This window comes from Sorangium sp. So ce204 (assembly GCF_051526795.1).
GTDB classification, from domain to species: Bacteria; Myxococcota_A; Polyangia; order Polyangiales; family Polyangiaceae; genus Sorangium; species Sorangium cellulosum_B.
Genome location: NZ_CP150317.1, coordinates 5311403 through 5335843 on the forward strand (window position 1 = coordinate 5311403; position 24441 = coordinate 5335843).

General features: G+C 72.4%; 22 protein-coding genes. 12 read left to right on the forward strand and 10 right to left on the reverse strand.

Annotated features, from left to right (window positions below; translation table 11 throughout):
- Nucleotides 1–116: 116 nt before the first annotated feature.
- Complete coding sequence (locus WMF22_RS19685; protein ID WP_438036701.1) at nt 117–1250, reverse strand: hypothetical protein; 1134 nt, start codon at nt 1248–1250, stop codon at nt 117–119.
- Between the two features lie 656 nt (nt 1251–1906).
- On the opposite strand from WMF22_RS19685, the gene WMF22_RS19690 reads away from it, so the two are divergent.
- The 5 genes from WMF22_RS19690 to WMF22_RS19710 all read left to right on the forward strand — a co-directional run bounded on the left by WMF22_RS19690 (nt 1907) and on the right by WMF22_RS19710 (nt 6126).
- Nucleotides 1907–3343, forward strand: coding sequence for a DEAD/DEAH box helicase (locus WMF22_RS19690; protein ID WP_437301580.1), 1437 nt, complete (start codon nt 1907–1909; stop codon nt 3341–3343).
- 246 nt (nt 3344–3589) lie between these two features.
- Entirely contained in the window at nt 3590–4600 is a 1011-nt protein-coding gene (locus WMF22_RS19695; protein WP_437300595.1) for a M23 family metallopeptidase, read from the forward strand.
- 270 nt (nt 4601–4870) lie between these two features.
- Complete coding sequence (locus tag WMF22_RS19700) at nt 4871–5272, forward strand: SPW repeat domain-containing protein (protein WP_012236164.1); 402 nt, start codon at nt 4871–4873, stop codon at nt 5270–5272.
- 96 nt (nt 5273–5368) lie between these two features.
- Entirely contained in the window at nt 5369–5686 is a 318-nt protein-coding gene (locus tag WMF22_RS19705) for a hypothetical protein (RefSeq protein WP_438036702.1), read from the forward strand.
- Nucleotides 5687–6000: 314 nt separating this feature from the next.
- Complete coding sequence (locus tag WMF22_RS19710; protein ID WP_438036703.1) at nt 6001–6126, forward strand: hypothetical protein; 126 nt, start codon at nt 6001–6003, stop codon at nt 6124–6126.
- A gap of 115 nt (nt 6127–6241) precedes the next feature.
- Here WMF22_RS19710 and WMF22_RS19715 read toward each other — a convergent pair whose 3' ends face one another.
- On the reverse strand, nt 6242–7498 hold the full coding sequence (locus WMF22_RS19715; protein ID WP_437300598.1) for a dicarboxylate/amino acid:cation symporter: 1257 nt from the start codon (nt 7496–7498) through the stop codon (nt 6242–6244).
- A 175-nt stretch (nt 7499–7673) separates the two neighbouring features.
- On the opposite strand from WMF22_RS19715, the gene WMF22_RS19720 reads away from it, so the two are divergent.
- Together WMF22_RS19720 and WMF22_RS19725 are read left to right on the forward strand one after the other, a co-directional pair.
- Entirely contained in the window at nt 7674–9323 is a 1650-nt protein-coding gene (locus WMF22_RS19720; protein WP_438036704.1) for a protein kinase domain-containing protein, read from the forward strand.
- Between the two features lie 76 nt (nt 9324–9399).
- Nucleotides 9400–9891, forward strand: a complete 492-nt coding sequence (locus WMF22_RS19725) for a hotdog fold domain-containing protein (protein ID WP_012236169.1) — start codon at nt 9400–9402, stop codon at nt 9889–9891.
- A 112-nt stretch (nt 9892–10003) separates the two neighbouring features.
- Here the strand turns inward: WMF22_RS19725 and map are convergent, their stop codons facing one another.
- Nucleotides 10004–10753 (reverse strand): type I methionyl aminopeptidase, encoded by a 750-nt coding sequence (gene map / locus WMF22_RS19730; RefSeq protein WP_012236171.1) that lies wholly within the window; start codon nt 10751–10753, stop codon nt 10004–10006.
- Nucleotides 10754–10856: 103 nt separating this feature from the next.
- Between map and WMF22_RS19735 the strand changes: the two genes are divergently transcribed.
- Nucleotides 10857–11174: a LysR family transcriptional regulator gene (locus WMF22_RS19735; RefSeq protein ID WP_012236172.1), complete on the forward strand. Its 318-nt coding sequence runs from the start codon at nt 10857–10859 to the stop codon at nt 11172–11174.
- Between the two features lie 29 nt (nt 11175–11203).
- On the forward strand, nt 11204–13045 hold the full coding sequence (locus tag WMF22_RS19740; protein WP_438036705.1) for an inositol monophosphatase family protein: 1842 nt from the start codon (nt 11204–11206) through the stop codon (nt 13043–13045).
- A gap of 100 nt (nt 13046–13145) precedes the next feature.
- Here WMF22_RS19740 and WMF22_RS19745 read toward each other — a convergent pair whose 3' ends face one another.
- The 5 genes from WMF22_RS19745 to WMF22_RS19765 form a co-directional block, all read right to left on the reverse strand.
- A complete protein-coding gene (locus WMF22_RS19745; RefSeq protein WP_438036706.1) occupies nt 13146–14513 on the reverse strand; it encodes a hypothetical protein in 1368 nt (455 codons plus the stop codon).
- Between the two features lie 82 nt (nt 14514–14595).
- Complete coding sequence (locus WMF22_RS19750; protein WP_438036707.1) at nt 14596–15663, reverse strand: ATP-binding protein; 1068 nt, start codon at nt 15661–15663, stop codon at nt 14596–14598.
- A 213-nt stretch (nt 15664–15876) separates the two neighbouring features.
- A complete protein-coding gene (gnd, locus tag WMF22_RS19755; protein WP_437300602.1) occupies nt 15877–16872 on the reverse strand; it encodes a phosphogluconate dehydrogenase (NAD(+)-dependent, decarboxylating) in 996 nt (331 codons plus the stop codon).
- 100 nt (nt 16873–16972) lie between these two features.
- Nucleotides 16973–18013, reverse strand: a complete 1041-nt coding sequence (locus tag WMF22_RS19760; RefSeq protein ID WP_438036708.1) for an STAS domain-containing protein — start codon at nt 18011–18013, stop codon at nt 16973–16975.
- Nucleotides 18013–18162 carry a hypothetical protein gene (locus WMF22_RS19765; protein ID WP_437300604.1) on the reverse strand — a complete coding sequence of 50 codons (150 nt, stop codon included), beginning with the start codon at nt 18160–18162 and terminating at the stop codon, nt 18013–18015. The genes WMF22_RS19760 and WMF22_RS19765 overlap by 1 nt, the downstream gene beginning before the upstream one ends.
- A gap of 144 nt (nt 18163–18306) precedes the next feature.
- Here WMF22_RS19765 and WMF22_RS19770 point away from each other — a divergent pair, with 144 nt between their 5' ends.
- Nucleotides 18307–18528: a hypothetical protein gene (locus WMF22_RS19770; protein WP_012236178.1), complete on the forward strand. Its 222-nt coding sequence runs from the start codon at nt 18307–18309 to the stop codon at nt 18526–18528.
- Between the two features lie 4 nt (nt 18529–18532).
- On the opposite strand, the gene WMF22_RS19775 is transcribed toward WMF22_RS19770, so the two are convergent.
- Nucleotides 18533–18874, reverse strand: a complete 342-nt coding sequence (locus WMF22_RS19775; RefSeq protein WP_437300605.1) for a hypothetical protein — start codon at nt 18872–18874, stop codon at nt 18533–18535.
- Nucleotides 18875–19084: 210 nt separating this feature from the next.
- Between WMF22_RS19775 and WMF22_RS19780 the strand changes: the two genes are divergently transcribed.
- Both WMF22_RS19780 and WMF22_RS19785 read left to right on the forward strand, forming a co-directional pair.
- Nucleotides 19085–21199, forward strand: a complete 2115-nt coding sequence (locus WMF22_RS19780) for a tetratricopeptide repeat protein (RefSeq protein ID WP_438036709.1) — start codon at nt 19085–19087, stop codon at nt 21197–21199.
- 859 nt (nt 21200–22058) lie between these two features.
- The gene (locus WMF22_RS19785) at nt 22059–23336 is read left to right on the forward strand and encodes a DNRLRE domain-containing protein (RefSeq protein ID WP_438036710.1); all 1278 of its coding nucleotides are present in this window, start codon (nt 22059–22061) and stop codon (nt 23334–23336) included.
- On the opposite strand, the gene WMF22_RS19790 is transcribed toward WMF22_RS19785, so the two are convergent.
- Nucleotides 23321–24412 (reverse strand): ABC transporter permease, encoded by a 1092-nt coding sequence (locus WMF22_RS19790; RefSeq protein ID WP_438036711.1) that lies wholly within the window; start codon nt 24410–24412, stop codon nt 23321–23323. The genes WMF22_RS19785 and WMF22_RS19790 overlap by 16 nt on opposite strands.
- Nucleotides 24413–24441: the final 29 nt, after the last annotated feature.

Sequence of the window (24441 nt, forward strand, 5' to 3'; positions counted from 1 at the left end):
CAATGCGGCTCGACGGGCTCGCCCGTGTGGCAAAAAAATGCTCGACCCGAGCCTGTACGCGCGGGCGCGAGCCCCGGTCCGGAGGGGACCGCCGGCCGCCGCGAGGCATCACGAGGTCACGGGGTCGCGGTCGAGGGCGCCGGGCTCTTGCGGGTCAGGTAGAAGAAATCGCGCAGGGAGCGCTTGCGGATGTACTCGTCTTCCGAGAACTCGAAGCCGCTCGCCAGCGCGACCGGCGCGAGGGCGCCGCCCTCACCCGGCTCGTAGAGGAGGAACTTCGGGTACGACCAGTTCACGTCGAGCTGCGCCACCGCCGAGGCGCCGGCGTGCTGCATCCCGAGCGCGATGGCGGGCGCCGTCGTGTGATTGCTGATCCCGACGTAGAGGACCTTGCCGTCGCGGTCGAGCCCGACCGCGGAGCGGCGGATCACCGTGTTGCCGTCCAGCGTGGCGCCCCAGTTGCGGACCTGCGGCGCGCGGAGCAGCGGGTGCAGCTCGCCCTCGTCGACCATGCAGCTCGGCGTCTGCCGCCACCACTGCATGTCGCTCTCTCCCGCCGAAAGCCTGGTCCATGGCGCGATCTGCAGCCGCCCGTCGCGGCGCCGCGCGAGCGTGCAGCCCTGGTCCCGGGGGCGCACCAGCGTCACGCCGTCGAGCCGCATCCCCCACTGGCCGTGCTCGGTCATGAAGCCGCCGTTGAACGCCGCGAGCAGCCGCCCGTGGTCCGCCTCGGGGATCTTCGCGGGCCGCTCGTAGGGCTTGCCCTCCTCGGTCGTCGCCGCCGGCTCGCGGGAGCCGGCCATGAGGTGCACATCGACCCGCGCGAGATCCACCGCCACGATGAACAGCTCCGCCCAGGAGCGGTTCGGATCCGGGTGGAGCAGCGTCTTGTGGAGGCGCGGCGCGTCGCTCGGATGGGCGTGATCCGCGATGGGCACCCACCGCCCGTCGCCGGGAGCCGACCAGGCCGCGTGCGAGGGGCCGACGTCCGTCGGCCGGAACGCCGCCGCGCCGGTGTCCCCCGCGGCCGGGCTCGGCGTCGCGGCCGAAGGCGGCGAGGCGGTCGCGGCAGGGCCCGGCTGCTCGGGCACCTCCCAGTACGTCTTCGGCGGCTCGTCCTTGCGCCAGAGCTGGTGGACGCGATCCTCCAGGGTGTAGGCGGTCTCCTCGAGCGCCGTCACGTTCTCGGCCCCGATCACCGAACGCAGCCCGTTCGCGACGAGCGGGCCCATCCATGGAATGCGGTGCACCGCGATCCATAACCCGGCCCCGGAGAGCATCGGGACGGCGACGGCACCGAGAACCCAGCGTCGAAGCCGGGATCGGGGCGACCGAAGGACGGGGCGCTCCGGAGCGGAGTGCCCGACCTGGGCCGGCGTTTTCGAGGCTTCGGCGGTTTCGGCCATGGCGTGCTGCAGTGCTTCGAAGGGGCGGGAAGACGCTGGAGGTCGCGGGCGACGCGGGGCGACCTGCGAGCGCGAGCGCACGAGAAGCGGGCCCTCCGCTCGGGCGACGGTCTAGCATGGTGCGCCGCGCGCGCGGAGCTAGCATGGTGCGCCGCGCGCGCGGAGCTAGCATGGTGCGCCGCGCGCGCGGAGGCCGCTCAGCGCGCCCCGAGCGGAGCGACGCGATCGCGGCTCGCCGTTGGCTCGCGGCTCGCCGTTGGCTCGCGGTCGCGGCTCGACTTCCTCGCCACGCCGTACTAGAGTCGCCGCCTCGGACTGACCTGGCACGGGTCGCGGTGCTCGGTCGCTGTCAATGGTCCTCGCAGCCTCCGCTCAAGGCGGCGCGAGGCGGCAGCTCTCCGTGATCGAACCCTCTCCACAGGGAGGGCGCGGTGCCGCGGCGTCCTTTCCGCCCTTGCTCAGGAGGGGCTGTGCTCCAGCCCGATTCCAGCCCGATGTCCATGCAATTTGCCGATCTCAAGCTCATCGAACCGCTCCTCCGCGCCATCGAGGCCGAGGGGTACAGCGCCCCGACGCCCATCCAGCAGCAGGCCATCCCGCCCATCCTGGAGGGCAACGACCTCCTCGGTTGCGCGCAGACCGGCACGGGCAAGACCGCCGCGTTCGCGCTGCCGATCCTGCAGCGCCTCGCGCAGAGCGGCGGGCCGAGGCAAGGCGGGCTCCGCGTGCTCGTGCTCACCCCGACGCGCGAGCTCGCGGCGCAGGTCGCCGAGAGCTTCACCACCTACGGCAAGAACCTCGGCCTGCGGACCGCGGTCGTCTTCGGCGGGGTAGGGCAGCGCCCCCAGATGGAGGCGCTGCGCCGCGGCGTCGACGTGCTCGTGGCGACGCCGGGCCGGCTGCTCGATCTCTGCTCGCAGGGCATCGCCCCGTTCGGTCGGCTCGACACGCTCGTCCTCGACGAGGCCGATCGGATGCTGGACATGGGGTTCATCCACGACATCCGGCGCGTGCTCGCGATGCTGCCCGAGCGCCGGCAGACGCTCCTGTTCTCGGCCACGATGCCGCCGGACATCCTGAAGCTCGCGAACAGCATCCTGCGCAACCCGGTGCGCGTCGAGGTCGCGCGGATCGCCACGACGGCCGAGAACATCGACCAGCGGGTGGTCTTCGTCGAGCGGTCGGACAAGCGCGCGATGCTGGAGCACGTGCTCAAGGATCCCGCGCTCCGCCGGGCGATCGTGTTCACCCGCACCAAGCACGGCGCCAACCGCGTGGTCCAGCAGCTCAGCCGTGCGCGCATCGAGGCGGTCGCCATCCACGGCAACAAGTCCCAGGGCGCGCGCGAGCGGGCGCTCGCGAGCTTCAAGCAGGGGACGACGAGCGTGCTCGTCGCGACCGACATCGCGGCGCGCGGCATCGACATCGACGACATCTCGCACGTGATCAACTACGACCTCCCGAACATCCCGGAGAGCTACGTGCACCGCATCGGCCGCACGGCGCGCGCCGGGGCGTCCGGGGTGGCGCTCTCGTTCTGCGACAGCGAGGAGCGCGCTTACCTCGCCGACATCGAGCGCCTCATCCAGAAGCGCCTCCCTCTCCTGGCCGACCCCGGGGTTCCCGTCTTCCAGATCGATCCCAGGCCCGCACAGCAGGCGCAGGGGCAAGCTCGGCCGCAGGCGCAGGGCCGGCCGCAGGGACAGGGCCGTCCACACCCCCAGGGGCACGCTCGGCCGCAGGGACAGGGCCGGCCGCAGGGACAGGGCCGGCCGCACCCCCAGGGGCAAGCTCGGCCGCAGGCGCAGGGCCGACCGCAGGGACAGGGCCGCCCACACCCCCAGGGGCACGCTCGGCCGCAGGCGCAGCCCGCGGCGCAGGCGCAGCCCGCGGTACGGCCGCTGCCGCGGCACGACACCCCTCGCGTCGACAACTGATCCTCACCGCGCTGCCCGCCGCGCTCGATCCATCACGCCGCGCATCGCCTGATGCGCGCGGTACCGCGAGCCCGGTGCTCGTTGGCGCTCGTCGCGCGCGCAGGTCGTCTGCCAGGCGCGCACGTCGTTTGCCAGGCGCGCACGTCGTTTGCCAGGCGCGCACGTCGTTTGCGACCGGACCATGCCTGAATGACGCGCTTCGACATTATCTCGTCGATGTGCGGAAACTCTGGCACGATCGCTGACATGCGCGTCCCCGTCATCGTTGTAAGCCTGCTCACGATCGCTGCCTGCGATCGCGGAGCTCCTTCTTCGAGCTCGTCCACCACGGGCGCCCAGGCCTCCGCCGATCCGGCGCCGACTGCCTCGGCCGCCCCGGTCGCCTCCGCGAGCAGCGCGCCGGCCGAGGCGCCCGACGCCAGCGCCGCTCCCGCGGCGGCCGACACCGCCGATGCCGCGGCGAGCGCGGCGGCCGACGCCGGGCCGCCCGCGGCCGACGACAGCCGCCTCTCGGTGGAAGGGCGCGCCGTCCAGGGAGGGCTCCTGCGCGCCAAGCTGAACGGCAAGCTGCGCCGCATGGCGTTCCCCGGCCATCGCGTGACCGTCAGCGACGAGGGAGAGTTCCTGATCGCCTTCTCGCGCAACGCGCCAGCGCAGGAGAAGCTGACCATCACGTTCGACGACGGGCAGGTGCTCGAGAAGATCTTCGACGTGGAGCCTCGCAAGTTCGAGGTCGACAAGGTCGACCGCCTGCCGGAGAACATGGTCAAGCTCGACATGGCGACGCGCGTGAAGCTCGCGCAGACCGACAAGAAGCTCGACGCGCTCCGGAGCAAGTACACGAAGAGGAACTGTTACAAGAACGGCTTCATCTGGCCGTCCAAGGGCCCCATCACCTCTCGGTACGGCCAGCCGCGCCTGCTCAACGGCACGGACGGCGGGATCCACTGGGGCGTGGACATCGCGGTGCCCGTCGGTACGCCGGTGCGCGCGCCTGCCTGCGGCAAGGTCGTGCTCGTCGAGAAGGACCTCCCGCTGAGCGGTCACACCGTGATCATCGATCACGGGCACGGACTGACCTCCACGTTCATCCATCTGCACGGCTTCGCCGTGAAGGTGAACGACGAGGTCAAGCAGGGGCAGGTCATCGCGACCGTCGGGATGACCGGCCGCACGAACGGACCGCACCTCGACTGGCGCATGAATCTCTTCGAGACACGCGTCGATCCAGAGCTCCTGATCTCCGCCGCGAAGTGACGCACGGCGGGGCAAGGTGCCACACGAAGCGCGTTCATGGCTGAGCTCTCCCGGGCGGAAATGGGGCTCGGGTTCGGCCGTCGAAGCGGCCGGCGCCTCCAGGCGCACGCCCGCTGATCTTCCTTCCCGGGCCGATGGATGATCGAATGGCCGCCGAGGTCGCCGGGAGGACAAGCTCTCTCCCGCGAGCCTCTTGGCGGCATACCCCTTGCAAATTTCCGGACCGACGAAGGCACTCAATCCGGATATCGATTTTGCAAGGAGTCGGTCATGAAGATGCTGTCGCCTCGAGCTCATGGGTTTGTGGACTATGCGGTTGCGGCCCTGTTCCTGCTGGCCCCTTCGCTGTTCGGCTTCGGCGGGCTCCCCGAGACGCTCTGCTACATCCTGGGCGCCGCACACCTCGGGATGACGCTGCTCACCGCGTTCCCGCTGGGCGCCGCGAAGCTCATCCCGTTCCCTGTCCACGGGGCGATCGAGGCCACGGTCGCCGTGCTCCTCGTCGCGGCGCCGTGGCTGTTCGGCTTCGATGAGGAGCCCGCGGCGAGGAGCTTCTATCTCGTGTCGGGCGTGGCCGTCGGCCTGGTCTGGCTCGCGACGGACTACCGTTCTTCGTACGCCACGACGACAGCCAGCGCTCGTTACCGGCCGGAGCACCGGTCGTTCTCCTGAGGGGCGTGCGCGTGCGCCTCGCGATCGGCGCGGCGGTCAGGGTGGTGGATCGCGCGGATTTACGGCAAGCTCATGCGTGGCGGGAGGACAGACGCCGTGAGCGACCCGAAGAAGCCGGATCCGATGAGCCTGCGGGTGGGTGACTTCCTCGTGAAGGTGGTGCCCGTCGGTGAGACGAGCGACGCCCTCGATACCGAGGCGAACCGCGAGCGGGCGCAGCGGGCCGAGGAGGACCAGCGGGCGGCCCAGTTCGGCGCGAGCGGCGAGGGGGCAGGGGAGGCCTCGCAGGGGGCGGCGGAGGCAGCCGTGGACGAGGCGATCGAGGAGGCGCGGGCGCGCTTGAAGAGCGCCGGCGAGGACGTGCCGATCTTGGTGTGCGATCCGGTGACGGGAGCGACGTTCACCCTCGAGTGACGGAGGGCGGCACCGTCCACCGGCTCCCCGTTTCCGCGCACACCTCGACCGCGACGGAACAGCCTTCCGGCGCCTGTTCTCCGAGACGCCCATCCTGAGCACGCCCGCCTCACGGGACCCTGTTTCGGCCGGGGCGGCAGCGACGGCTGCCGCTATCGTGGATGTTCCTCTGCTTGGCTTGGCCGTCCATCCGCTCCGTCCGAAGCCCTGTCCGCTCCCGTGGAGGAAAACACGGCGCTGCAAGTCTTCAACATTACTCCGATCCGGTCAGGGAGTTACTCCACTTCCCGCGACGACTGACCCAGGGGAGAGCCATGATGAACATGCCGATGATGCTGATGATGGGCATGATGCCGAGCATGATGGGCATGATGATGCCCGCGATGATGATGCCGAACATGATGGGCATGATGATGCCCGCCATGAAGATGGCGGCCTGAACCAAGGAACGTCGGCGAGCGGCTCAGCCCCGACGGTCGGGAGCGGGCGCTCCAGACCCGCGGGGCGCGACGCCTCCGCTGCGAAGCGTCGCGCGTGGGCGCTCGCCCCGTCCCGTCACGCGCCGGCTGCTTCCTGCGGCTTCGGGTGCTGATCCCGCGAGACGAACACCGCCGCTGCCAGATCCCCCACCACGTTGATCACCGTCCGGCACATGTCGAGGAACCGATCCACCCCGAGGACCAGACCGAGCCCCTCGGGCGGGATGCCGAGCATCCCAAGGATCATCGCGATGACGGGCAGCGAGCCGGCCGGGATGCCCGCCGTGCCGATCCCCCCGAGCACCGAGATGAGCATCACGGTCGCCTGCTGCCCGAAGCTCAGCGACACGCCGTAGACCTGGGCCAGGAAGAGCACGGTCACCCCCTCGAACAGCGCCGTCCCGTTCTGGTTCATCGCGGCGCCGGCGGTCAGCACGAAGCGCGCCACGGACGGCGGCAGCTTCAGCTCCTCCTCGGCCACCTTCAGCGCGGTCGGCAGCGTCGCGTTCGACGAGGCGGTCGAGAACGCCGTCACGATCGCCGTCCGGCTCCCGCGAAAGAACGCGACCGGCGACATCCCGCCAAGGAAACGGACCGAGAGCGAATAGACCACGAACATGTGCAGGCCGAGGCCGAGCAGCACCGTGAGCACGTACGCCGCCAGCTGCTGCATGATGCCGATGCCCATGCGGGACGTGATCGTGAAGAGCAGCGCGCCCACGCCGATCGCCGCGAACCGGAGCACCCCCTCGATGAGCCGCATCGAGACGTCGAGCAGCCCCTGGATGCACTCGCGGAGCCGCGCCGCCGCGCCGGTCTGGGTGAGCGACAGGGCGATGCCGAAGAGCAGCGAGAACGTGATCACCGCGAGCACGTCGCCCCCGGCCGCGGCCTTGAAGATGTTGTCCGGCACCATCGCGATGATCATCCCGACCGGCGATGTGTCGGCCGGCGCGGTCGCCGCCTTGATCCCCCCGCCGTGCGCGAGGCCCCGGACCGCCTCGGGCAGGCCGTCGCCCGGGCGGATCAGGTTCACCAGGACGAGGCCGATCAGCACCGCGATGCTCGAGACGACGGCCGTGTAGCCCAGCGTCCGCAGGCCGAGCCGGCCGACGTGCTTCAGATCGAGCTCGCAGACGCCCATCACGAGCGCCGAGAACAGGATCGGGAGCACGAGCATGAACAGCAGGCGCAGGAAGATCTGGCCCACCGGGTAGGTGATGTGATCGACGATCCAGGTGAGCGCCGGGTGCCCTGCCGCGACAGCGTTCGCCGTGAGACCGCCCGCCGCCCCGACCGCGACGCCGAGCAGCATCGTTCGATGCGATGACATGGCGCCACCTTACACAAGCCGCGGCGCCGCGATCCGCGGAGTTGACGCCACGCCCTCGGGCCCTCGACGGCCAGCGGGGCGTCCTGCGGCCACGGATCGACCTCCGCACGCGCCGTCCGCGGGCCAAGGGCCGCCTGTCCAAGCCCACGCGGATCCATTAGGCTCCCGGCCGGCCATGCTGAAGCCGGGCGATTCGTTCGAGCGGTACACGATCGAGGCCGCCATCGGGCAGGGGGGGATGGGCTGCGTCTACCGGGCGCACGACGCGCGGCTCGGGCGGCGCGTCGCGGTCAAGGTGATCGCGGGCGGCGCCGTGGACGAGGACGCCGGCGCGCGCCTGCTCCGCGAGGCGCGCGCCGCCGCAGCGCTCGATCACCCGAACGCCGTCTCGATCTTCGACGTCGGCGAGCTCGAGGGGACGCCGTTCATCGTGATGGAGCTCGTCCCGGGCCGCACCCTGCGCAGCGCCATCAGCGGCGCCGACGCGCCGGCGTCGACGCGGATCGCCTGGCTCTCCGACGTCGCCCGCGCGCTCGCGGCGGCGCACCGGCGGGGGCTCGTCCACCGGGACATCAAGCCGGAGAACGTGATGGTCCGGGACGACGGGGTGATCAAGGTGCTCGACTTCGGCATCGCGCGCCGCGCCGCAGGCGACGCCGATCCGAACGCGTCCACCGAGGCCCCTGCGCTGCCGACGCTGACCGCGCTCGGCGTCAAGCTCGGGACGCCCGTCTACATGGCCCCGGAGCAGATCCGCGGCGCCGAGCTCGACGGGCGCGCGGACCAGTTCGCGTGGGGCGTGCTCGCCTTCGAGCTCCTCACCGGCAGGCTACCCTGGCGCGGCGCCGGCGACATGCTCGCGGTCGTCGCGTCGATCCTCACCGACGAGGCCGACCGCGCCCTGCTCGACGCCGCCGCCGTTCCGCCCGCGGTGAGCGCGGTCGTGCTGCGCGCGCTGTCGAAGCGCCCCGACGATCGGTTCGCGTCCATGGACGATCTCCTGCGCGTGCTCGAGGCGGCCGGGAGGGGCGAGGCGCCCGCCGCGCCTGCCGCCGCGCCGCCCGCGCAGGCGCCCGGCGCGCAGCGGAGCGAGGCGCCTCGCGGCGGCGAGACCGCGGCGCAGCGGTTCTCGACCGAGGAGGTCCGCGACGTCCTGGCGCAGGCGATCGAGCGCCAGGCCTCCGCCGACGGAGGCCTGGCGCGCGCCCCGCGGGGCGACGCGCGCCTCGGCTTCGACGACCTGCTCGCCGCGGCGGAGGAGGTGGGCGTGGGCCCCGAGGCGCTGCGCGAGGCGAGCCGCGCGCTTCGCGCGCGCGAGCGCGATGACGTGAAGCGGAGGTCGAGCGCGGCGACCGCCGCCGAGCGCGCCACGTGGCTCCGGCGCAAGCGCCGCGATTTCTACCGGCACCTCGGCGTCTACCTCATCGTCAACGCGGCGCTCCTCACGCTCGCCTTGCCGCTCGGCGTCGTGCTCTGGGCGGCGATCATCCCGCTGGGCTGGGCGATCGGCGTCGCCATCCACGGGCTTGTCGCGTTCACCGCGCACGAGGACGACTGGGCCGAGGAGGCCGAGCGCATGCAGTGGTGGCACGAGCAGCATCGCCGCAGGCACGAGGTGGCCATGGCGAGGGCGATCGGCAAGGACTGGCGCCCTGCGGCGGCCCCGCGCCAGCGCATCGGCGCGGCGGAGGAGGGGGGGGACCGTCAGGGCAAGCTGCGCGTCGAGACGGACACCGCGCGCTCCACGGCGGAGCGGGCGGAACGGGCGGAAGCGGAAGAAGAGGCCGCGGTCGCGGTGAACAAGCCCCAGCGGCGGCGGCGCTGACGAGGGAGCCGCGCCGCCCACGGCCTGACGAGGCGCCGGCCGGCATGCGCTAAGCTCGCGGCCCTTTGGAGGATCCATGTCCCAGCTGAACTTCATCTCCCGCTCGCTCGCGCCGCTCCAGGCGCTCCCGTCCTTCCTGCGCACGCGCGCGCAGTCCGTGCTGTTCCAGCGCATGGTGCCGTTCACCGGGACCGCCGGGATCCAGTTCGACGAGGTGAGCTCGGATCGGGTAGCGCTGCGGCTCGCCAACGGGCGCAGGGTGCGGAACCACATCGGCGGGGTGCACGCCGCCGCGGCGGGGCTCCTGGCCGAGACGGCGACCGGCTTCGTCGTCGCCGTCAACCTGCCGGACGACAAGCTGCCGCTCCTGCGCAGCATGAAGATCGACTACAAGCGCCGCGCCCAGGGCGGCCTCCGCGCGGTCGCGACCCTCACGCCCGAGCAGCGCCAGTCCTTCCTGGATCAGCCGAAAGGGGACGTGGCGGTCGCCGTCACGGTGACCGACGAGAGCGGCGCGTCGCCGATGGAGTGCGAGTTCGTCTGGGCCTGGGTGACCAAGGGGGTGTGACGCCGCCGCGTTCGCGCGCGGCGCGGGCGCGGTCAGTTGCGGCGGAGGCGCTCGATCTCGGCCAGCGCCTCGGCGAGCTGGCGCTCCAGGTCCGACGCGCGCTGCGGGGCCCTCAGAGCGTCAGGATCTCGCAGCCGTCCCGCGTCACGAGCACGGTGTGCTCGAACTGCGCCGAGAGGCTGCCGTCCTCCGTGACCATGGTCCACCCGTCGTCGAGCGTGCGGATGCGGTGCGAGCCCAGGTTGACCATCGGCTCGATCGTGATGGCCATCCCGGCGCGGAGCCGCATGCCCGCCCCGCGCACCCCCGTGTGCGCGACGTGCGGCGGCAGGTGCATCCTCCGTCCGATGCCGTGCCCGCCGACCTCGCGGACCACGCCGCACCCCTCCGCGCGCGCGATCTCCTCGATCGCCGCGCCGATGTCGCCGAGCCGCGCCCCGTCGCGCACGACCGCGATGCCCGCGTCCCGGCAGCGCCTGGCGACGTCCACCACGTGCAGCGCCTCGGGGCTCGGCTCCCCGATGAAGAACGTCGCGGAGGTGTCGCCGTGGTAGCCGTCGAGCTCCGTGGTCACGTCGACGTTGACGATGTCGCCCGGCAGGAGCACCTCGTCGCGCCGCGGGATCCCGTGGCACACGACGTGGTTCCGGCTCGTGCACACCGCCGCGGGGAAGCCCTTGTAGCCGAGCTGACTCGGGCGGCCGCCGCGCCGCGCCGTGTCCTCGCGCACCCACTGATCGATGTCCGCCGTCGTCACGAAGGGCTGGAGCCGCGCCCCGACGGCCGAGAGCGTCGCCGCCGCCGCGCGCCCTGCGCGCCGCATCGCCTCGCACGCGTGAGGCCTGAGGATGTCCACGTTCATGCGAGGCGTATGCGCGGGCAGCGAGCGGCCATCCAATACCGTTTTGATCTCGGGCCCCCGCGCGCGGCTCCCCGCGCGCGGGGTTCGGGCTAGAATCGGCCGCGTGAGCCTCTCGCAGATCCGTTACTTCATCGCCGTCGCCGAGGAGGGCCACGTCGGCCGCGCCGCGCGCCGGCTCCACATCGCGCAGCCGCCCCTCAGCCGGCAGATCCGCGGCCTGGAGGACGAGCTCGGCGCGCAGCTGTTCGAGCGCACCGCGCGCGGCATGCGGCTCCTGCCGGCCGGCGCGGCGTTCCTCGACCACGCCCGCACCATCGTCGCCCAGGTCGACGCGGCCGTCGCCGATGTGCGCGGCTACGGCGCCGCGCCTCCCCCGGGCGATCTCGACGCCGGCCACCGCCAGCGCGCCGACCTGGGGTAGGGTGCCTCGCGTGGAGCCAGGGGAACGGCATGGGCTACGACGCTGAGCTCGCGCTGGCCGTCGACGCGGCGCGCCGCGCGGGCGCGCTCCTCCGCGCGGAGTTCCACCGCCCGGGCGGCCCACGCGGCGCCGGGACGAGCGCCGACGTCGACGTGGAGGTCGAGCTCCTGCTGCGCGACGCGCTCACCCGGGCCACCCCGTACGCGTTCCTCGGGGAGGAGACCGGCGCCCTGGACGGCGCGGACCCGTCGCACCGCTGGGTCGTCGATCCGCACGACGGCACCGCGTCCTTCCTGCACGGCTACCGCGGCGCCTCGGTCTCCATCGGCCTCCTCCGCGAGGGCACCCCGGTGCTCGGCGTCGTCTTCGCGTACGCCTACCCCGACGACGACGGCGATCTCATCGCGTGGGCCGAGGGCGCCGGGCCGATCCGGCGCAACGGCGCCGCCGTCTCGACGTCGCTCGCCGGCGGCGCGCTCGATCGCTACGCGGTCGTGCTGCTGTCGCAGTCGGCGGATTACCTCCCCGCCCGCAACGCCCGCTGCGTCGCCCCCGCGCGGTTCCTCGCGCTCCCGAGCCTCGCCTACCGGCTCGCCCTGGCCGCGGCCGGCGAGGGCGTCGCCGCGGTCTCGCTCAGCCGGCCCCGCAGCTGGGACTACGCCGCCGGGCACGCGCTCGTGCGCGCCGCGGGCGGCGAGCTCGTCGACGACGACGGCGCGCCCGTCGCGTACACCGCGCAGGGCGACGGCGAGGTCTGCCGCCTCTTCGGCGGCGCCCCCGCGGTCGTGCGCGAGCTCGCGCGCCGCCCGTGGAACGCCGTCATCCACGGCCGCATCCCGCCGCCGCAGGGCACGTACGGGCTCCTGCGCCCCTCGCGCAGCCTGCTCGTCGAGGGCGCAGGCACGCTCGCGCGCGCGCAGGGCTGCCTGCTCGGCCAGCTCGCGGGCGACGCGCTCGGCGCGCTCGTCGAGTTCCGCACCGCGGAGGCGATCGCGCCGCTCTACCCGGACGGCGTCCGCGACCTCGCCGACGGCGGGACGTGGGGCACGCTGGCCGGGCAGCCGACCGACGACTCCGAGATGGCGCTCATGCTCGCGCGCTCGATCGTCCGCAAGCGCGGCTTCGTCGCGGAGGCCGCGCTCGACGCCTACGTGCACTGGTACGGCTCCGGCCCGTTCGACATCGGCAACACCACGGCGGCCGCGCTCAGGGCCGCCGCGGGCGCGCCGCTGCCCGGCGCGCGGCGCGAGCGCGCCCGCGCCGCCGCGAGCCTGACCAGCGAGGCGAACGGCTCGGTGATGCGCGCGGCGCCGCTCGGCGTCCTCGGCGCGGGCCGCCCGCGGGAGGCCGCGGCCTGGGCGCGCGACGACAGCGCGCTCACGCACCCCCACCCGGTCTGCCGCTCCGCCTCCGCCGCGTTCGTCGCGGCCATCGCCGCGGCGGTGGGCGGCGCCGGCGTCGAGGGCGCCTGCGCCGCCGCCCTCGACGAGGCGGAGCGCAGCGGCGAGCGCGCGGTCGTCGCCGCGCTCACGGCCGCGCGCGGCGCCCCGCCCCGGAGCTTCTCGCACCAGGCCGGGTGGGTGCTCATCGCCCTGCAGAACGCCTTTTACCAGCTCCTCCACGCGCCCTCGCTCGAGCGGGGCCTCGTCGACACGGTGATGGCCGGCGGCGACACCGACACGAACGCCGCGATCGCCGGCGCGCTGCTCGGCGCGGCGCACGGCCGGGACGCCGTCCCGGACCGCTTCCGCCGCCTCGTGCTCAGCTGCCGCCCGCTCCCCGAGGCAGGGGCGAAGCACCGGCGTCCACCCGAGCTCTGGCCGGTCGACGCGATGCTCCTCGCCGAGGCGCTCCTCGCCTCGGGCCGTTAGGATCGCGCCTCGACCTCGCCAGCGCTTCATCGTTCTTCGGCGCGGGCGTGTGGCGCTTCTGACCAAGCGTCCTGCATGAGCATGAGCGGGGGAGGACGGGTCACTCCACGCTGCGCAGCCACCGCCCCGCGAACGCCACCTCATCGGCGGCCGCAAGCACGGCCTCCTCCCCTCCGGCCTGGCGAAAGACGCGCGCGAGCTGTGCCACGCTTGCCCATCCCTGGAAGACGCCTGCCAGCGACGGGATCCCTGAGGCGTCGAACAGGCTCGTCGAGACCAGCCGTGCCGCCTCGGCAGGGCTCATCCACGGCGCAGCCTCGCAGAGATCGCCGAGCACATCGGCGTCTGCGCCTGCTGCCTCGAAGGCGAGCACCGCTCGTCGGGCCGCCTCGGCGCGCATCGCTTCAGGAAGCGCCTTTACAAGCCGTGCCAGCGCGACGGCCCGAACGTAGCTCCCGGAGGGCTCGACGCAGTCCTCTGCGATGCGTAAAGCCGCTTCCGCCCCCAGGTGCGCGACCGAAGCGGAAGGTTGCTCTTTGATCAAATTGCATCTCTCCTCCGGGGCGAGCTCCTCGAAGAGGGCCTGTACCTCCTCCACCGGTCTCCGCCCCGCAGGGAGCCTCTCGCCGAGGCGAAGCAGCGCGTCCGCCCGGTACCCTGCGCTGCTCGCCGCCCATCGCAGCACGAGCGCGCGGGCGTCGGCCTCTCGCCCGAGCGAGACCAGCCTCGCCCCGAGAGCGTGCACTGGCCAGACCGGGACCTCCTCGAGCGCCCTTTTCAGGAGAGCGTCGGACAGATAAGGCGCCACCGCCTCAGCCTCCTCCTTGTTCTCGAAGCACCAAGGCGCCCAGAGCCGTTCGATCTCCTGGACAGCACGAGCTTTCGCCTCTGCCGGGAGGCCGGTGAGCAACCGGGCGAGGACACGAATTCGCTGGGGCGCTGGCAGGGAACGCGAAGCTCGCTCCAGCGCGACGGCGGAAGCCTCGCTCACTCGCGGCCGAGGCACGAGCGCGTGCGGCGCCCCTCCCGCGCGCGCGATGGCTTCTGCGGCGACCTCCTGGGCTTCCTCTTCGGGAAGCAGGCCCGCCGCCACGACGAGCGCCCGGGGCGCATCTTCCCCGTCCGACTGGCGCGCAGCTTCCAGAGCGGCGCGCGCATACCGGGTGCGCCTCTCGCCCTCCGCCGCCTCGGCCATGGCGATCAGCGCCGAGGCGCTCGACCACCGCGCGCCCGTGCGATCGGCGATCTCGAGCGCTCGCTCGCGGACTCCGGCTTGGGCGGACAGTGAGACCTCCGCAGCGAGGGCAAGCAATGAAAGCGCGCGCGCCGCGTCCGCATCGAGCAGTGAAGTGGCGACGTCTGCATCGGGGCTCTCCCACGGCTCCGTGTCTCCCAGCGTCGCCGCCGCGCCCTGCGCTGCCGCGCAGCGGACGAGCGCCGCGGCGAGGGGGGAGGCAGGGACCTGCAACGCTCCACCTCCTCTCCTATTCGATCGCGCAGGCGGCGGAGATCTGTGAGGGCATACGCGAGCGCCTCGGCAGAGTTACCCGCTACCCAACCCGGCTCGGCAAACGCGAGCATCGAAGCGATGGGAGCGCCGCCGAGCGCGAGGTGTGCGCTCGCATAGCGGCGGAAGTAGGCTCGCCGGCGGCCGGCGGGCTCCGCCGTACATCGCGAGATCGCGCCGCGGTAACGCGCCTCGATCGCCCCATCCCGACCGGCGCTCCTCTGCTCCCACGCGACCCGCAGCGCCTCGTGCTGGAATCGCGCCGCGCGCGCCGGCCCATCCCGGCGCAACATCCGATCGAGGATCGATCCGTACACGAGCAGGTGACCGCGCACGGCACGGTCCTCGATCTCCAGGAGCTCCGCGACATCCTCTGCATCGAGCGGCGCGAGCGCGCGGGCCAGCACGGAGAGCATCTCCAGCGCGACCTCTCCTCCCGGAGGAGTCGGAGCTCACGCTCGACTTGCGCGGCGAGCGCCTCCGGTCCGCCGTTGCCCCCTGCAGCTGCCCAGCTCGGAATGCCTCGGCGCTCCGCTGCCGCGGGGGAAGGCGGCGCAACCTCGACGAAAAGCGCATCACCGGCCTTCCATCCCAGCCGCTCCCCCCAGGCGTGCGCGTCGCCCTCGCCGCCGGCGATGGAGACCAGACATCGAACGCGCTTTCCGAGCGCCTGAAGCGTCGATACCCGAGCCTCGCGAGGCCAGTCGACGCACTCATCGAGGCCATCGAGCACGAGGAGCGCCTCTGGCTCGTCCTCTTCCTGGCCGTTGGCCAGCCTGTTCCGGAGCTCCGAACGCAACTTCAGGACGTCCCGCGGAGGGCGCAGCACGTCGTCACCGAGCTGCTCCAGGAGCGACGCGAGGATCTCGGGCTCGGAGGCGAAGCGGCCCGCTCGTCCTACCTGCACCGCAGCGGTGCGTACCCCGACACGCTCGCTCGCTTCGGCGACGAGCAGCATACACAGCGCCGTTTTGCCGGCTCCCGCCGGGCCGTGCAGGAGGCACGCGGAGCCCGGAGCAACGCGCCATCGCTCGATCGCTTCACGAGCGCGCTCTTCCCCCTCGGTCCAAGAGACGGCTGCGGGAGATCCTTCCTTTTCCTTATGATGCATTCGCACCTCGGTGGGAGACGCTCGCCGCCTGTTCTGGAGCACCGTTCACGTTGAAACCCGGCGAATTTTCACAGGGAGGCGGGGAGGAAGAAGAGAATGATTTTCTCCCTCTCGCCGCCTTTCGCTCCCCGCCTCCCTGTGAAATTCCTGCTCTTTCTTGTGGTTTCAACCGGTTTGTCGCTTTAGACGTCGGTTCTGACCGTCAACCTCGCCTCAGCCCCCCGTCGGGCGCTCCAGGTGTCCGCCGAACTTGTGCCGCATCGCGGAGAGGACCTTCTCGGCGAAGGTGTGATCGTGGCGTGAGCGGAAGCGCGCGTAGAGCGCCGAGGAAAGCACCTCTGCGGGGACGGCCTCCTCGATCGCCGCCATCACGGTCCAGCGGCCCTCGCCGGAGTCCTGCACGAAGCCGCTGTACGCGGCGAGCTCCGGGCTCTCGGCGAGGGCGATCGCGGTGAGGTCGAGCAGCCACGACCCCACCACGCTGCCTCGACGCCACACCTCGGCGATCTCGCCGAGGTCGAGCGCGTACCGGTGCTCCTCGGGCAGGCGCTCCCCCGCCGCGTTCTTGAGGATGTCGAACCCCTCCGCGTAGGCCTGCATGAGGCCGTACTCGATGCCGTTGTGGACCATCTTCACGAAGTGCCCGGCGCCAACCGGGCCGCAGTGCAGGTAGCCCTCCTCCGACGTGCTCTGCGCGCCGCCCTGGGCCTCCTGCCTGCCCGGCGTGCGCGGGATGTCCCCCGGCCCCGGCGCGAGCGTGCGCAGGATCGGCTGCACCAGGGCGAACGCCTCGGGGGCGCCGCCCACCATGAGGCAGTAGCCGCGGTCGATCCCCCACACGCCGCCGCTCGTGCCGACGTCGACGTAGCGGATGCCCTTCGGGGCGAGCGCCCTGGCGCGGCGGACGTCGTCCTTGAAGTAGGTGTTGCCCCCGTCGATGATCACGTCGCCGGCGCCGAGCTGCTCGCCGAGCTCCTCCACGACGCGCTCGGTGGGCGCGCCCGCGGGCAGCATGACCCAGACCACGCGCGGCGATTCGAGCTGCGCCACCGCGTCGCCCAGGGAGGAGGCCGTCGCCGCGCCCTCCTCGCCCAGCCGCTTCACGCTGTCCTGGTTCAGATCGAACGCGACGACCTCGTGGCCGCCGCGCATGAGCCGGCGCGCCATGTTGGCGCCCATCCTGCCGAGTCCGATCATCGCGAGCTTCATCCGTCATGCTCCTGTGTGGGATCGCGGGCGTATCACAGCGGGCGGCGCGCGGCGCGCGGCCTTCACCGCTCCGGTCCGGGCGCTCCTCCGGCCGCGGCGGCTACCGGCGCGCCGGCTGTGCTTGCTGCCGGATCGCGCCCACCGCGTGCTCGAGCGCGCTCTTCAGCGTGCTGAACACCGGGATCCCGTCGAGGCTACCGCCGGACTCCAGGATGCGCCCGACCATCGCCGTGGGGACGCCCGAGACGATGCACCGGCTGCCGAGCAGCCTCGTCGCCGCGAAGATCCGGAGCAGGTGATCGATGGTCGAGGTGTCCGTCGCCTGCGCGCCGGTGAGGTCCACGATCATGAAGCGGGCGCCGTGCCGGACGACCGCGTCGAGCACCTCTTCCATCATGCGGGCCGCCCTCGCGCTGTCGATCGTGCCGATCACGGGCAGCGTGAGCACGCCGTCCCACACCTGGATGATCGGCGTCGACATCTCGAGCATCGCCTCGTGCGCCGCGCGGACCCGGTCGAGCTGCAGGCGCAGCTCGATCTGGACCCGCTCGAGCTCGTCGTTCTGCTCGCGCAGCTGCGCGCTCGCGGCGGCGAGGTCGAGCGAGTTCTTGAGCGTCGTGTACGTGGCCCCGACGTACAGGGCGTACGTGGTCGCGCTCGCCAGCGCCTTCCGGTCGATCTGGCGCTGGTCTTCCAGGGCGAAGAGCATCGTGCCGATGGTCTTCTTGTAGACCTGGATCGGCACATGGAAGACGACGTCGGGGTCGTCCGCGAGGAGCCACGCGCGCGCGCGATCCGCCTCGCGCGCCTCGTCCCACGGCCCCCTGAACCAGGCGGGGCGCTGCGCCTCCAGCGCCGCGACCATCCAGGCGTCCACGACGACACCGCCGCCCTCGGGCGCCCCGTACTCGAAGGTGCCGCGCTCGTACCTCGCCGCGATCCTGGCGCCGCCGCCGTCCTTGGCGAGGACGACGCAGAGCCGCTGGGACGGGACGATCCAGCGCGCGCTCGCGCAGACCTCTTCCCACAGCGACCGCAGGTCCGGCTGGCTGGCGAGCTTGAGGAGGATCTCGTTCAGGACGCCGAGGACGATCCATCCGCCGCCGGCTTCGGGGGGCTGGCCAGGCTCTGGCATCAGCATCAGCGATCGGCGTCGAGCGGGCGGCCCGCGGCGTGGGTCCGTGGTTCGATGGCGCGCGCGGAGGCCGCTGTCATGACGCTCTCCCCGGGTCGCTCCCGCGCCGTCGTCGACGCGAGCGACGGGCTCGGGACCAGATCGAATCTCGGCACGGTGAACACTCCTCGCGCGCGGCGCGCAGCCCCATCCTACCGCGCAATCCGCCCGCGGTGGAGGGGCTCTTGCCCGAGGCGGGCTGGGCTCGCGCGCCGCGGCGCGGCGCACCCCGCGCGGCCGCTGCGTGCTACCGCTAGGGCATGAAGATCAAGGCACGTGACGGCAAGGTCTACGAGGTCGCGCCCGCTCCGCCCGGCGGCAGCCACGAGGTGCGGCTCGACGGCAAGGTGGTCGGTTCGTTCGTGCTGCTTCCCGACGAGACGCAGGTCACCGTGAAGAGCAAGCCCGCCACCGACGCGCTCCTCGTGGACATCGCCGATCGGTTCGTCGCCGAGGGCGGCGCGCCCATGGGGATCAGCTGAGCCGTCACGGCGCGCCCGCGAGCCTCACCTCGCGGAGGACCTCTGCCGGGGTGAAGCAGGCGACCGCGGGCGACGCTCCCTTGACGCGCTCCCGCAGGTGAACCGCGAGCGCCTCGGCGCGGGCCGCGTCCGGGGCGCTCGCGCCCAGCATGCGCTGGCCGCCGTTGCGCGCGAGGGTGCTCGCTGCCTCGAAGCGCGCGACGACGTAGCGATCGCGCTCGGTGGCGAGCACCGTGGCGCGGAGCAGCTTGCCGTCCCAGGCGGGCAGGGGGATCACCATGGAGTCGGCGCGACCGGGCGCCCAGCGCTCGACCGCGAGCACCTCGCCGTCCGGCAGGGCCGCCATCGCCTCGGCCCGGACGCGGACGGGGCACTTCGCACCCGCGGCCCACCGCGGCAGATCTACTGCGGCCTCTCCGGCGCGACGAGCGGAGTTGCTGCGCTGTATCTGCCCGCCGGCACCCGGCCGTCCATGCAATCGGGCGGGCGTCCTGGGCTATCCAGCCCAGGGAGAGGTCTGTAAACTCGCCGGAGCAGACTGCAGCTCTGGACGCGCATGCCGAAGCCGGTTCGTCTCTTCATCTCGTCTGCCCCGGAGGACGCCGCGTTGCGTGCCGAGGTGGAGGTCCACCTGAGGCCCATCGAGCGCAGCGGGTTGATCGAGGTCTGGCACGACGACCGGATCGCCGCAGGGGGAGAACCGGCGGCGGAAGCGCGCGCGCAGATCGAGGCGGCTGAGGTCGTGGTCCTGCTGGTGAGTCCCGCTTTCCTCGCCTCCGATCGTCACTTCGATGAGGAGGCAGCGCGCGCTCTCGCCCGGCGCGCCGCGGGCGAGGTGGTCGTCGTGCCCGTGCCTGTCCGACCTTGCGACTGGGGTTGGACCGAGTTCGGCAAGCTTGCTCCGCTCCCCGAGGGCGGGCGGCCTGTGGAGGGCTGGCCGGTTCGAGGCGAGGCCTGGACCGAGGTGGTGCGCGGCCTGCGCGCCGTGGTCGAACGCGTGATGAGCCGGCGGGCGGCTCCGGGAGGACGGAGCGCCCTGGCCGCGGGGCTGCCACCGGCGGAGCTGTGCATCGGCCGGGGCCTGGAGGTGGAGGCCATCGTCGCGGCGCTGGTGGGCAAGCCGCCGGGACGCGTGCTGCTCCTCGGCGCGGCGGGCGTCGGGAAGAGCACGATCAGCCTGGCGGTCCTGCACCGCCCGGAGGTGGTGGCTCGCTTCGGGGAGCGGCGCTTCTTCGCGCGGCTCGACGCTGCGCCAGATGCCGAGTCTGCAGCCGTCGCGCTGGCCGGAGCGCTGCGCATCGCCTCCGGCCCGGACCTGTGGCAGCAGGCGATGTCATTTCTCGCAGCAGGCCCGGCCGTGCTCGTGCTGGACAACCTGGAGACGCCCTGGGATGGCGACGACCAGCCTGGGACCGAAGCGCTGCTCGCGGAGCTCGCGGCCGTGCCGGACCTGTCTCTCGTGGCGTCGGTGCGCGGCGCGGGCCGGCCGGGGAGGGTGACCTGGAATTCGCCGATTGAGCTCCGGCCGCTGCGACGCCCCGAGGCGGAGGCAGTGTTCTGCGCCATCGCGGGCGAGGAGCACCGGAGCAAGCCGGCACTTTCGGCGCTGCTTTCCCTGATGGAGGGTATTCCGCTGGCGATCGCGCTGCTCGCGCACGCGACCCACGGAAACGACCTCATCAACCTGAAGGACGAGTGGGAGGCGCGCCGCACGGCGGTGCTGGAGCGCGACGGCGGAGCGCGCAATCGGCTCCGGAGTTGGAAGGCGTCACTGGAGCTCTCGATCGGCTCGCCGCGGATGACAGCCGGCGCGCGTCGACTGCTCTCGGTGCTGGCGATGCTGCCGGACGGGATCGCGCAGCGGGATCTCGCGGTGCTCCTGCCGGGAATCGGGCCGGCGGCGGCGCGCGCGCTGGCGCAGGTGGGGCTGGCCTACTTCGAGGGCGGCCGGCTCAAGATGCTCTCGCCGGTGCGCGAGTACGTGGCAGCGGAGTACCCGCCGGTCGTGGAGGACCTGGGGCGGGCGATGGAGCACTACGGGGAGCTCACGTGCACGCTCGGGCCGGTGCCGGGGAGCCGCGGCGGCACAGAGGCGGCGGCGCGGCTCGCGCCGGAGACGGCGAACCTGGATTCGGTGATCCGACGCGGGCTCACGGAGGTCGAACCAGGGCGATGGATCGACACGGCGACGGCGTTGACCAACTTCGCGCGTTTTTCCGGGCACGCGGCTTCATTGCCCCTTGGTCGGGCGCTGGAGGTGGCGCAGCGCACAGGGGACGGGCGGCGAGAGGCGCTGTGCGCCCAGAGCCTTGGAGACATCGCGCTCGCGCGCTCGCAGCACGACGAGGCGAGGGCGCGCTACGAAGAAGCGCTGCCGCTCTACCGGCAGGTGGGGTCTGTGCGCGGCGAAGCCGACTGCATCAGGCGCCTTGGAGAGATCGCTCGAGCCCACGGCAATGCCAGCGCGGCCCGTGCTCGCTACGAAGAAGCTCTCGCGCTGTACCAGCGCATCCCGGAGCCCTGCTCCATCGGTCGGACCCATCATCATCTTGCCGCCGTCGCGCCCGACGCTGTCACCCAGCACCAGCATGTCGAGGCCGCGCGCAGCGCATGGCAAAGGATCGATCGGATAGACCTGATCGCTCGTTTGGACCAAGACTTCCCTTCCTGAGCGCCGGCGACGCCGCACGGTCGTCCGGGAGCGAGCGCACCAGCGGTAACTCCTCGCTCACGGCGCTTTCGGGCCGCTCGCAGCGCGGATGGCTGGCCCCGCCCGCCCAGTTCGATAGAGATGCCCCATGGGCACGACCCGGACAGCGCCTGGTCCGGACCATCCCAGGCCGACCCGGACGTCGCCCGTCCTCTTGGGCCTACGGCGTCGGGCTCCGCGCCGGCACCCACCCGGGTCGGCTCCGCCGCAGCCGGCGCCTCCGCCGCCTGGCGCCGCGCCGCCGCCGGCCGCCAGGTCCCGATGGGCGCGAGCTGCTGCTGCTGTTGCGCGATCTCCGGCGTCCCGTCGCGCCCGACGCTCGCGGCGAGCGCAGTAAGAAATCGTCAATGCCGAAAGCCGCCTGAACGCCCGCAACGTCCCCTTGAAACCGGCACCACGCGCGGCATCACCACGAATGCGGACGGTGATGGCGCGAAGGCACTGCCGGAGCCCGCCCCAGACGATATGACCGCCGGACCCGTAACCCGCGTCGCGTACCCCGACGTTCACCCCGTGGCGCGTGCCCTACCGTTCACTGCGCGTCGTGTACCCCGCTGTTCACTACGCGGCGCGTGCCCTACCGTTCACTGCGCATCGCGTATCCCGCAGTTCACTGCGCGTCGTGTGCCCCGTCGTTCACCGCCTGTCGAGTATCCCGCTGTTCACCCCACGGCGCGTATCCCGCTGTTCACTACGCGCCGTGTACCCCGCTGTTCACTGCGCGCCACGCGACACGCGACACGCGACACCCGCGCACCAGCGAACCAAAAACCGCTCAGGGCCATTGTATGTTGTCTAAACTAAGAATATAAGAAGAATCATGCGATATTTCCATACGAGCGCTGCTAGCGCTTGCCTCTCTCTTCTCGTGCTCGCAGGGATCCCCGGGACGGCGTTCGGGGCACCGACCGCGATCACGTTCACCATCAACCACGCCGATTGCGGCGCCGGCGCGTTCTCGCTGTACCTGAATGGGGTCCACCTCGACACGGTCGCGAGCACCAACGGCTGCGATTGCAATTCAGCGACGCTCCAGAGGACGTTCACCGAGCCCGGCGTCCTCGCCCTCTACAATCCAGCGGCGTGCAATGATCTCCAGGTCGATGTCGTCGACGGCGGGTCGACGGCCGTCGGCTTCGCCCGCGTGTACGTCGAGGCGACCGAAGGCGCGTCGCTCCTCTGCCTGTACGATGCGGTCTCCGGCCCGATCCCCTGCGCGGATCGCGACGTCTGCGACGGCTACGAGGTGGGGCTGTCATCGCTCGCGAGCGACGACAGCGACGACAGCGACGACATCGCGCCCGGCCTGGGCGCGGGCTGCGACAACTGCGCCAACCGCGACAACCCGGACCAGGCCGACGCGGACGGAGACGGGATCGGCGACGCCTGCGATCCGTGTCCGCTCGGCGATAGCGACGGCGATTCGTTCTGCGATGCGACCGACAACTGCGCCAGCGTCGCCAACTGGGACCAGACCGACAGCGACCTCGACGGGATCGGCGACGCCTGCGACAACTGCCCCGCTGCCGCGAATCCAGACCAGCTCGACAGCGACGGTGACGGCCTCGGGGACGCATGCAAAGACGTGTGCGTCACCCTGCAGCGAGGCGCCCTCGGCGCCGTCGAGGACGCCGGTATCTGGGAAGCCTTCCCCCGCTACAGCGACGGCCACGTCCCTTACAACTACTCGGGCGACGCCAACGGCGCGCGCAAGCAGGCGCTCTACCGGTTCGGGCTCGACGGCATCCCCGCCGGGGCCACCGTCACGTCGGCAGAGTTCGGCGTCGTCGCCTTCGGATCGAGCGACCAGACCGTCCGCGCTCACCGGATCACCGCGCCGTGGCGCGAGGACACCGTGACCTGGCAGAGCTTCGCCGCGAGCTACGACAAGGCCGCCGCGGCGGAGCTCACCTATGTCGACCCCTATGCCATGAGCGCCGATCTGACCGGGCTCGTCCAGGCGTGGGTCGACGGCACGACCCCGAACTACGGCTTCCTCGTCGAGGAAGGGCCGGACGGGCGCACGTCGTACCGCTCGAGCGATCACCCCCTCCAGAGCGACCGCCCCTGGCTCGAGGTCTGTTATCTCGCCCGCTGATCCACGCGGCGCGGCCGCCCCTCCGCCCCGTCACCCACATCACACGACCGCTCCTCGGCGCTCTGATCCACGCGGCGCGGCCGCCCCTCCGCTGCGCCGTCCGCCGGGTAGGGCTGCCCGAGCGCCGCGGGAGGCGTCGCGTCGAACGCGCGCAGGAGCGGGCGGCGCGCGGCGCGCGGCAGCAGCGCGGAGGCGCGCTCGAGGAGCCCGCTCGAGGTGAGCCCGAGGACCGCGATCATCAGCGCGAACGGCGCCACGCTGAAGACCTGCGTCGGCACCGATGGAAGAGCGCTCTGGCCGAGGCTCGCCGCCGACGACAGCACGCCGAAGAGGTACGCGCCGAGCGCCGCCCGCACCGGATGGAAGCCGCCGAAGATCACGATCGCCAGCGCGATCCAGCCGTAACCCGCCGTGTGGCGGTGGCTCCATCCCGCCTTGAAATCGAGCGAGTACGCCGCGCCGGCGATGCCCACGAGCGCCCCGCCCACGAGCGTCGCCGCCGTGCGCGCCCGCGTCACATGCGCCCCGCGCGCGTGCGCCGCCGCCGGCTGCTCGCCCACCGCGCGGAGGAGGAGCCCCGCGCGCGTGCGATAGAGGAAGAGCCACGCGCAGGCGACGAGGACGTAGCTGCCATACACCAGGGGATCGCTCTGGAACAGCAGCGGCCCCACGAGCGGCACGTCCCGCAGCACCGGGATCGACGCCGCCGGCACCGTCGGCCCGGGGACGCGCACGTACGGGCCGCCGAGCACCGACGAGAGATCCGCGCAGAGCATCGCCAGGACGAAGCCGACCGCGATCTGGGAGCGGCCGAGGTAGATCCCGCCGATCGCCACGACGAGCGCGACGAGCGCCCCGGTCGCGGCCGCGGCGGCGAAGCCGGCGAGGACGCTCCCGGTCGACAGGGCGGCCGCGAAGCCGACCATCGCCGAGAGCATCATCGCTCCCTCGGCCGAGAGGTTGATGACCCCGGCCCGCTCGGTCAGCGTCTCGCCGACCGCCGCGTAGACGAGCGGCGTCGACGCCGCGAGCGCGGTCGCGAGCAGCGAGAGGAGCTCGGCGCCGCCGTCGCTCATGAGGGCTGCTCCTTCCATCGGAGGCGTCC